This window comes from Acidiphilium sp. 20-67-58 (assembly GCF_002255515.1).
Classification (GTDB): Bacteria; Pseudomonadota; Alphaproteobacteria; order Acetobacterales; family Acetobacteraceae; genus Acidiphilium.
Genome location: NZ_NCAS01000061.1, coordinates 1 through 7,462, shown reverse-complemented (window position 1 = coordinate 7,462; position 7,462 = coordinate 1). Strand labels below are relative to the sequence as shown.

The following is a 7,462-nucleotide window of genomic DNA, read 5'->3' as shown; positions in this document are numbered from 1 at the left end:
TTGCCCGCTGACCTGTCCCAGCGTTTTGCGCGCACCCAGGCCCGGGCCAGTGTGCAAGGAGGCTTGACCGAAAGCATTGCGCGAGCCGGTGAGGAGAAGGGCCAGGCGCTGGCTCGCATCGAGCGGGCAGCCCCTGCCGTGAGGGCAGCCGTGGCGGCTGGGTGGGAGCGGGCGCGGCCATTGATCGAGGCCGCGCATCGGAGTGCCCGGGCGCGGCTACAGAGCGCGCTGGAGGGGCATCGCCGTCGCCAGGCGCAGCGGCAAGCCGAGGACCGGCCTGTTGAGCAGGAAAACCGGAAGCGTGGCCGCGGGCGGTAGGGTTTTGGATCCAGTTCCTTGAGGAACTGCTGTCGTCCCTGCTGCTTTCTGGTACGGCCAATTCCATAACCGGTGGCAGGAATTCCACCCCGTTGCTCCGGGTCATGACGGGCAGCAATGCTGCGCTGCACAAAATATATAAGACGATTGCGTCCTGCCGCGCTATATCGGTCTTGCGCGAGGCACTGCCTCGCTTTTTTGGACGTTTCCTCCCTAAACTTGGCGGCCTCAATGGCCGCCATTTTTTTACCCTCCTCCTTGGAGCTGCGCCGCATAAGCATGCGCGCCTGCGACTGACTTGACCGGCGCCCGAAGACAGCGTCGCATGGGGTGATGGGGAAACATTCTATTTCCACTACCCCTGCCCAAGCACCGGATCGCGAGGTCCTCGCTGGCCTGGTTGAGCGGGTGACGTTCCACAATGTCGAGAACGGCTTTTGCGTGTTGCGGGTGAAAGCCCGGGGGCACCGTGATCTCGTTACAGTCATCGGGCATGCCGCGACGATCAGCGCTGGTGAGTGGCTGACCGCGAGCGGTGAATGGGTAAACGACCGGGTTCATGGCCAGCAATTCCGGGCGCGGTTCCTGCGGACATCGGCGCCGACCACGGCCGAGGGGATCGAGCGCTATCTGGCCTCTGGCATGATCCGCGGCATTGGGCCGGTGTATGCGAAGAAACTGATCCGAGCCTTCGGCGAGACGGTGTTCGACGTGATCGAGGCAAAGCCCGAGCGCCTGCGCGAGGTAACTGGTATCGGCGCGGTACGGGCCAGGCGGATCGTCAATGCCTGGGCCGAGCAGAAGGTGGTGCGGGAGATCATGGTGTTCCTGCACAGCCATGGGGTGAGCACGGCCCGCGCCGTGCGGATCTTCAAGACCTACGGCGCTGACGCCGTGCAGGTGATGAGCGAGAACCCTTATCGACTGGCGCGAGATATCAGAGGGATTGGCTTCCGGACAGCGGATGCGATCGCGGAGAAGCTTGGCATCGCCAGGGATGCGATGATCCGTGTGCGTGCCGGCATCGGACATGCTCTGGCGACGGCAATGGATGATGGCCATTGTGGCCTGCCGGCTGGCGAACTGGTCTCGCTCGCCGAAACGCTGCTCGAGGTGCCGGCGCCGCTGATCGGGACGGCACTCGACCTCGAACTGGCAGAGGGCACGGTGATCGCCGATCAGGTGGCGGGCACTGACTGTGTGTTCCTGGCCGGCTTGTATCGGGCGGAGCAGGGTATAGCCGAGCGGCTGCGGACCATTGCCTCCGGTGCAACGCCCTGGCCATCGATCGATGCCGACAAGGCGATCGGCTGGGTGGAAAGCCATCTCGGCATGAATCTGGCGACGAGTCAGAGTGAGGCGGTGCGGCTGGCTCTGGCCACAAAGCTGCTGGTGATCACCGGCGGACCGGGTGTCGGCAAGACCACGATCGTCCGGGCGATCCTGCGGATCCTCGCTGCGAAATCCGTCCGCATTCTGCTCGCCGCGCCGACCGGCCGGGCAGCCAAGCGTCTTGCCGAGACGACGGGGTTCGAGGCGAAGACGATCCACCGCTTGCTCGAGGTAGATCCTGCGAGCGGTAGTTTCCGCCGCGGCGTCGACCATCCGCTGGAATGCGACCTGCTGGTGATCGACGAGACCTCGATGGTGGACGTGCCGTTGATGCATGCGCTGACCAGGGCGATGCCCGACGAGGCAGCGCTGCTGGTGGTGGGAGATGTCGACCAGCTTCCCTCGGTGGGACCGGGGCAGGTGCTCGCTGACCTGATCGGGTCTGGCGCGATACCGGTGGTGCGGCTGACAGAGATCTTCCGCCAGGCAGCGGCGAGCCGGATCATCACCGTGGCGCATAGCGTCAATCGCGGGGAGATCCCCGATCTCGGCCGCGCTGATCCCGAGAGCGATTTCCATTTCGTGGCGGCCGACGAGGCGGAGACGGCTGTGGAGCGGATTGTCGAGCTGGTGAAGACGCGGATTCCGCGCCGGTTCGGACTGGATCCGATCCGCGACATCCAGGTGCTCTGTCCGATGGCCCGGGGCGGGGTCGGCGCGCGGTCACTCAACATCACCTTGCAGGCGGCGCTGAACGGCGCGGCGGAGCCGCGGGTCGAGAGGTTCGGCTGGACCTATGCTCCCGGCGACAAGGTCATGCAGATCGAGAACGACTACGACCGGGAGGTCTACAACGGCGATATCGGCTTCATTGCCCGGGTCGATGCGGAGGCCGGGGAGGTTGGCGTCGGCTTTGACGGCCGGGAAGTCATCTACGGTCTCGGCGAGCTGGACGCGCTGGTGCCGGCCTATGCGGCGACGATCCACAAGTCGCAGGGCTCGGAATACCCTGCCGTCGTCATTCCGGTGCTGACCCAGCACTACGTGATGCTGCAGCGGAACCTGCTCTATACCGGCATCACGCGCGGCCGGCGTCTTGTTGTCCTGGTCGGCAGCCGGCGGGCGGTCGCCATTGCCGTGAGGAATGTCTCGGGCCGGCGTCGGTGGTCGAAGCTCAGGGAGTGGCTGTCAGGATGAGGGGGCAGAAATGACGATATCAGCTTGTTTGATCGTCGCTGCTGCGGGGGCTATTCATAAGGCGCAAAAATACACGGCCGAATCAGACTGTGAGTTGCCGACGATTTGCCGGGAAATTCCATAATGCAGAATTCTGGAACATCTTCCATCGAGAAATATGAAAATCTATGAAACGGCGTAATATAACTTTTCTGTTCGGCAGCATGTTTTCTGGCTTTCTTGCTCTTTTTGGGCTCAGTTCGAAGCAAGCCGTTGGACAAACGCCGAGTGATGCTCGCTCATCTGGCGATATGATGGGTGGAATGATGGGATCAAATATGTCCAACATGGACATGCAGGGAATGATGTCCCACAGCAATATGATGGGTCCCATGCGGCTCGGCATGGAGTTGTTCGAGCGACATACAGAAATCACCCGCGCGACTGATTACCTGTCCAACGGCATCATCGACACTACGGTTTCGAGTAATCCAGAGACTGCCAAGGCGATTCAGGCACACGTGATCGAGATGTACGCCCGTCTCGCAGACAATCGTCCATTTCCCTACCCGATGAGTAACAGTGTGCCGACCATGTTCGCCAAGAGTACGAAATATAAAAGATCCTATGAGCTCCTACCAACTGGAATTCAGGTCACCGAAACCTCGGACGATCCAGAAATGGTAAAGGTGATTTATGCCCATGCCCGCGAACTCGATCGATTCGTGAAAGAAGGTATGCCGGCGATGATGCGCGGGATGATGAGCAAGGCCGGTTGATCGGAGAAAAAGGCGATGATGCACGGCATGATGAACGGCTGGATGATGGGGGGAATGGCAGTGTTCGGTATCGCCACCCTGCTGCTGATTGTCCTGTCAATCGCCGCATTGCTCAAATATCTGCTCAAATGACGGACAGAGCGTAGATTTTCCAAAAATCAAGACTTTCGGAAAGAAGTCTTGAGCCAACCTGATCAAAGGGGTCACTGGACGATTTGTTCAAAACTGCAAGCTAAGCCGCCTGGGTCAACAACACAGTGAACGTCGGATATGTCGGAGGCTTGATCCGCTATCCGCAGGCGCAGGACAGCGCCCGCCGTGCACTGCCATAGAGACCCCATATCATCAGGGCGATCGCGACGCCGTAGATCGCACCCTCATGGGTAGCGATGAACCCCTGGATCGGTAGCCCAAGCTGCCCGGCCGCCGGTAGCACGGAGGCGATGGTTGCGATGGCCAGCGGCAGGATCGGCGTGCAGCAGAGCAGCGCGGGTAAGGTTGCCAGCACAGCGCCCATAACGGTGCCGGCCGGACCCACCCGTGCTCCCTGGCGGATGCCGTAGACGCCGAGTGCCACCGTCAGCGCGAGAAGAACGGCCATGATCGTGGCGAGCACAAATTGGCCAAGCGTCAGGAAGCGAAGCGAGATAAACCCCACGGCACCGCCCGTGCTGGTGGCGGGCAGCAGCATCGCATAAAACGCGAGCGCCACGATAAACAGGACAATCGTCCCGACCACGGCTCGACGGGAACCAAGTGCGAACTGCAAGGCGCGCGGCACCATCTCCGCGCGCTGATAGAAGGCGGCGATCATGATCCGGTCTTTGGCTTGATGAACCTTTCGATCTTGCCGAAGGTGGCGGAGGGGGTCGAGGAAACCACAGCAACGTGCCCGTCCGGCGCGATCACCTGGTAGACATCGACGAATTTGTGCGGGTTGTAGAGGTCGAACAACGCCTTCGTGTCGTCTCCGATCACGAAATGCGAATCGTGCAGAAGCGTCGGTGCCGCCTGCTCGATGAAGTTATGCATGCTGGGGCCGGAATAGCCGCCATTCTTGTAGTCGCGGAGCACCAGGATCGTGATGTCCGACTTATCGATCTCTGCCTGATGCTGCGCGAAGATCTTCAGCCCGGCCTTGCAGCTCGGGCACCAGGTGGTGACCTGCCAGACCACCAGCGGATGACCCAGATAGGTTTTCAGCTCGACGCTCTTTCCGTCAACGGTGAATGGCGCATTGGGCGCGGTCATGTTCTGCGGTGCCGGCACGTTGGTCGGCCCCATCTTGCCTGTGGGGCCGGCGACGGCGGCTGCGGAGACCAGGCCGGTGAGCGCCAGTGCACCCAATAGTGGTTTCCCGAGCGGCAGGAACCGGCGGTGAAGGAGGTTGTTGGTTTTTGTCATGCGTATTGCCCTTTCGTGGTCATGAACCCATCCGCGTGCCGCCTTGCCTTCGGCCTGCATCGTGCTCACCCTGCGCAGCAGGAGAGTTGTTTCACGTCCTTGGTGAAGGTCTGTGCCGCGAGCTTGATCCCCTCGCTCATCACCAGATACGGGAACAGCGTATCGCCAAGCTCCTGCACCGTCATGCGATGCCGGATGGCGAGTGCTGCGGTCTGAATCATTTCCCCGGCATTGTGGGCGAGAATCTGTGCGCCGATCAGCCGATTGCTGCCGGCTTCGGCAACTAGTTTCACGAACCCCCGCGTGTCGAAGTTCGCGAGTGCTCTGGGCACGTTTTCCAGATCGAGGCGCCGTGTGATGGTCTCAATGCCTGCTGCTCTCGCCTGTCCCTCGTCGAGACCGACTGTCGCGACCGACGGGTCGGTGAAGATCACGGCGGGGACCACCGAGAGGTCGAGGCTGGCGTCTCCACCCGTCATATTGATCGCTGCGCGTGTGCCGGCAGCCGCCGCGACATAGACGAGCTGCGGCATCGTGCTGCAATCGCCAGCCGCGTAGATATTCGCGGCCGATGTCCGCAGATGATCGTTGACCACGATGGCGCCGTTGCGATCGGTGGTGACACCGACCTGCTCAAGGCCAAGTCCTCCGGTAGTGGGCCGGCGTCCTGTCGCCACCAGCAGCCGCTCGACCTCTATGCGCCCGGTGCCGAACTCTACGGTGAAACGACCAGCCTCATAGGCGACGTGCTGAACCTGGGTTTCGTTGAGAACGCGGATGCCCTCGGCTTCAAACGCCTCCTGTAGCGCCGCGCCGAGTTCGGAATCGTCGCGCGTGAGCAGGGTGCTGCGGGCGAGCACGGTCACGTCGACGCCGAGACGGCGATATGCCTGAGCTAGTTCGAGAGCCACGAAGGACGAGCCGATCACCGCCAGCCGCGCGGGAAGCTCCTCGGTGAACAGGGCTTCCGTCGAGGTCCAGTAGGGCGTCTCCGCTAAGCCTGGGATCGGTGGGATCATCGGCGCGGCGCCGGTCGCGATGAGGATGCGATCCGGCGCTAGCCGTGTCGATGTTCCAGCGTGGTCGGTAATGGTGAGCGTATGGGCGTCGTCGAAACGCGCTTCGCCACGCAGCAGCGCTATCCCCGGATTGTCATCGATGATCTTTTGGTACTTCGCGCCGCGCAGCGCGTCCACCAGCCCGCGCAATTGGGCGAGCAAGGCCCGCCGGTCCACCAGTTCTTGGCTGCGGGCGATACCGTCGAACGGATGGTGCCCGCGCTCATGCCGGATCTCGGCCGCCCGCAGGGTGATCTTCGAGGGTACGCAACCGACATTGACGCAGGTGCCGCCGATGACCTCGCCCCGCTCGATCATGGTCACCCGCGCGCCTGCCTCAGCCGCGCGGATCGCGGCCGCGAAGGCAGCGCCGCCGCTGCCGATGATGGCGATGTGCAGTCCAACCCCTTGCGGGACAGTGGTGCCGCGCGCGGTGTCAGCGCTCAGCCTCTCCAGCCCATAGCCGTGTGGTGCAAGCGCGGCTTTCAGCGCCGCGAGATCGAGACCATCGGCGCCGTCGATCTGCGCGGTCCCGCGATCGTAGGCGACAGTCGCCCGGATGCCCGGAAGGCCGCTGAGGGTCTTCTCGACCGTGCGGGCGCAGTGCTCGCAGGTCATGCCCGTCACGCGTACGGTGAGAGACGTCATGCCAGATCTCCGATGGTTCTGGTGCGAGTGATGCTGTGTGTCTCAAGTGACTGCCGATCTCGGTATCTGACGACCGGCGGAGCGGCAGGTAACGGCATTGGATCATCCCGGCGGGTTATGGCCCCGCCGTTTTGGGTGGCGGTGTCACCGGCTGGCGCAACATCTGACTTCGTTCGGCTGCCCAGACCCAGCACGCAGAGTCCAAGGCCGCAAGTGACGGCGCAGGGCAGGATCGTCAGGATTATGGGCGCGACGCCGGCCGCCACCAGCCAACCCCAGCTTCCGGCGGCAAGACCGGCAGCCAGGGCAAGAATAATGCCGCCGATGATCGTCACGCGATTGGTCAATAGGCGCCGCCAGTTGATTCGGCGGCCGGCATCTGGACGATTACAACATGCGGGCATGGCCGAAACTCCTTCTGCAGCCCAGGTGTGAGGCATGGGGCGAACATTCGCGGCATTCCGATACCAAGGCTGCCTCCCGATGTCTTTGGCCACCGGCAGGATCATCGCCGGTCCACCCATGGCGGGGTGGGTTGTGGGAAACATCGCCTGGTCGGAAACGCATGACCCCTCCAAATTCATCTCACGATGGTCTAGATGGGTCCTGGAGTAACTCCAGAATCAAGGGGTATGTCGTGAGCAAGGTGGGGCTATGGCTGAAAATAGGTGATGAGGTTTGAGAAGGCGGCGTATCGTGGCGGGTGTCCAAGCCTGCCAGAACCTCCCTGAGGAGCGATACGCCTAT

7 protein-coding genes are annotated in these 7,462 nt (G+C 62.4%); 3 read left to right on the top strand and 4 right to left on the bottom strand.

Annotation, left to right across the window (positions count from 1 at the left end; genetic code table 11):
* From B7Z76_RS15165 to B7Z76_RS15155, 3 genes are all read left to right on the top strand, one after another.
* Positions 1-318, top strand: a 318-nt coding sequence (locus tag B7Z76_RS15165) for a hypothetical protein (RefSeq protein ID WP_291345010.1), incomplete at its 5' end; no start/stop codon positions are given.
* A 333-nt stretch (positions 319-651) separates the two neighbouring features.
* A complete protein-coding gene (locus tag B7Z76_RS15160) occupies positions 652-2,847 on the top strand; it encodes an ATP-dependent RecD-like DNA helicase (protein WP_291345009.1) in 2,196 nt (731 codons plus the stop codon).
* 203 nt (positions 2,848-3,050) lie between these two features.
* The gene (locus tag B7Z76_RS15155; RefSeq protein ID WP_291345008.1) at positions 3,051-3,605 is read left to right on the top strand and encodes a hypothetical protein; all 555 of its coding nucleotides are present in this window, start codon (positions 3,051-3,053) and stop codon (positions 3,603-3,605) included.
* A 289-nt stretch (positions 3,606-3,894) separates the two neighbouring features.
* On the opposite strand, the gene B7Z76_RS15150 is transcribed toward B7Z76_RS15155, so the two are convergent.
* From B7Z76_RS15150 to B7Z76_RS15135, 4 genes are read right to left on the bottom strand one after another with little or no spacing between them, the layout of a single operon-like run.
* Positions 3,895-4,419: a hypothetical protein gene (locus B7Z76_RS15150; RefSeq protein WP_291345006.1), complete on the bottom strand. Its 525-nt coding sequence runs from the start codon at positions 4,417-4,419 to the stop codon at positions 3,895-3,897.
* Positions 4,416-5,069: a peroxiredoxin gene (locus B7Z76_RS15145; protein ID WP_291345011.1), complete on the bottom strand. Its 654-nt coding sequence runs from the start codon at positions 5,067-5,069 to the stop codon at positions 4,416-4,418. The genes B7Z76_RS15150 and B7Z76_RS15145 overlap by 4 nt, the downstream gene beginning before the upstream one ends.
* A gap of 5 nt (positions 5,070-5,074) precedes the next feature.
* Positions 5,075-6,715, bottom strand: a complete 1,641-nt coding sequence (gene merA / locus B7Z76_RS15140) for a mercury(II) reductase (RefSeq protein ID WP_291345004.1) — start codon at positions 6,713-6,715, stop codon at positions 5,075-5,077.
* The gene (locus tag B7Z76_RS15135; RefSeq protein WP_291345002.1) at positions 6,712-7,224 is read right to left on the bottom strand and encodes a hypothetical protein; all 513 of its coding nucleotides are present in this window, start codon (positions 7,222-7,224) and stop codon (positions 6,712-6,714) included. The genes merA and B7Z76_RS15135 overlap by 4 nt, the downstream gene beginning before the upstream one ends.
* Positions 7,225-7,462: the final 238 nt, after the last annotated feature.

Excerpts from the sequence above, each read along its gene's own strand:
- merA (WP_291345004.1), bottom strand. The coding sequence starts at position 6,715 with ATGACGTCTCTCACCGTACGCGTGACGGGCATGACCTGCGAGCACTGC.
- B7Z76_RS15155 (WP_291345008.1), top strand. The coding sequence starts at position 3,051 with ATGTTTTCTGGCTTTCTTGCTCTTTTTGGGCTCAGTTCGAAGCAAGCC.
- B7Z76_RS15135 (WP_291345002.1), bottom strand. The coding sequence starts at position 7,224 with ATGATCCTGCCGGTGGCCAAAGACATCGGGAGGCAGCCTTGGTATCGG.
- B7Z76_RS15160 (WP_291345009.1), top strand. The coding sequence starts at position 652 with ATGGGGAAACATTCTATTTCCACTACCCCTGCCCAAGCACCGGATCGC.
- B7Z76_RS15145 (WP_291345011.1), bottom strand. The coding sequence starts at position 5,069 with ATGCAGGCCGAAGGCAAGGCGGCACGCGGATGGGTTCATGACCACGAA.
- B7Z76_RS15150 (WP_291345006.1), bottom strand. The coding sequence starts at position 4,419 with ATGATCGCCGCCTTCTATCAGCGCGCGGAGATGGTGCCGCGCGCCTTG.